Annotated in this window: 2 protein-coding genes; both read left to right on the plus strand. The window is 54.8% G+C overall.

The features are described from left to right. Positions 1-180 (plus strand): hypothetical protein (locus tag ACOTXT_RS22435; protein ID WP_421625477.1); only part of this gene is annotated, 180 nt, incomplete at its 5' end. 27 nt (positions 181-207) lie between these two features. After that, the coding region (locus ACOTXT_RS22440; protein WP_421625478.1) for a ShlB/FhaC/HecB family hemolysin secretion/activation protein at positions 208-1,283 on the plus strand (1,076 nt) is incomplete at its 3' end.

A 1,283-nucleotide genomic window follows, 5' to 3' on the forward strand; every position in this document is an offset into this window, starting at 1 on the left:
GTCTGGCGGCGTTTACTGGAAAACTCACTGTCGGCAAAAGTCAGTTGCTGGCTCATCCGGTTACTCATTCTGGGTTCAGGTTACAACACGATGATCTCACATCTCGGACTTATTCGCACCTTCCTTATAGTAGCCCTCTTTTTGAGACTATTCCCTATTGCGCCAGAGCTGGCATACTGAGGAAAACAAAAAATATTATCCTTTAATATGCGCTATTACAGCAAAGCCGTCTTTTTTTGCTCGTTATTTTTTTGCTCTCTGAGCCATGCAGCCCCCCTTACTCCTGCTGACCGGGACACAGTGCGTCAGCAGCAGGAGGAACTGTTATTAAAGAACCAGCAACAGCGTGAGGAGCTGGAGCGCAGTATTCCTCGCCCCGCGCCTGCCAGACCGCTGCCTGTTACCGGCTCCGGACCCTGTTTCACCATTCATACCATTACCCTTTCCGGTGCGACCTTAATCTCCCCGAAAACCCGGCAGACCCTTGTCGCGCCGTGGCAGGGCCGCTGTCTGGATATGGCGAAAATAACGGAACTTCTCGCCCATATTTCTGACTGGTATATCAGCCGGGGATATATCACCAGCCGCGCTTTTCTTACCGAGCAGGATCTCTCCGGCGGCCAGCTGAATATTGTTGTGCTGGAAGGCAGACTGGAAGCGATCCGTCTGGAAGGCGAAACGCCGCGTATGCTGAAAATGGCGTTTCCGGGACGGGTGGGCGGCATCCTTAATTTACGCGACATCGAACAGGGCATGGAGCAAATTAACCGTTTGCGCGCCGATCCGGTTCAGATTGAAATTCTTCCGGGAACGCAGGCCGGATATTCCATCGTTAATCTCACGGCAAAGCCGGAATTTCCCTTAAGTGCATCGGTAAGCCTGGATAATAGCGGGCAGAAGAGTACCGGCGAAGATCAGCTGAGCGGCGTGCTCACCGCCAATAATATGCTGGGGCTGGCGGATAAATGGTTTGTCAGCGGCGGGCGCAGCAGCGATTTTGCCAGCGCGTACGATGCGCAGAATTTCCAGGCGGGCGTCAGCGTGCCGTTTGGCTACGGATTACTGGACTACAGCTACGCCTGGAGTAACTACCGGACCACCATCAGTAACCAGGGATTCAACTGGCTCTCCACGGGCGATACCAAAACCCACCGCCTTAACGCGTCCTGGGTGGTCTTCCGCAACGGGGAGGTGAAAACCGGCATTGCGGCAGGCGTGGTTCAGCGATCCAGCCGCAACTGGCTCAACGACGCGCCGCTTCAGAGCAGCACGCGCAACCTCTC

The sequence above is a fragment of the Enterobacter cloacae complex sp. IR5422 genome (assembly GCF_049238165.1).
Taxonomy (GTDB): domain Bacteria; phylum Pseudomonadota; class Gammaproteobacteria; order Enterobacterales; family Enterobacteriaceae; genus Enterobacter; species Enterobacter roggenkampii.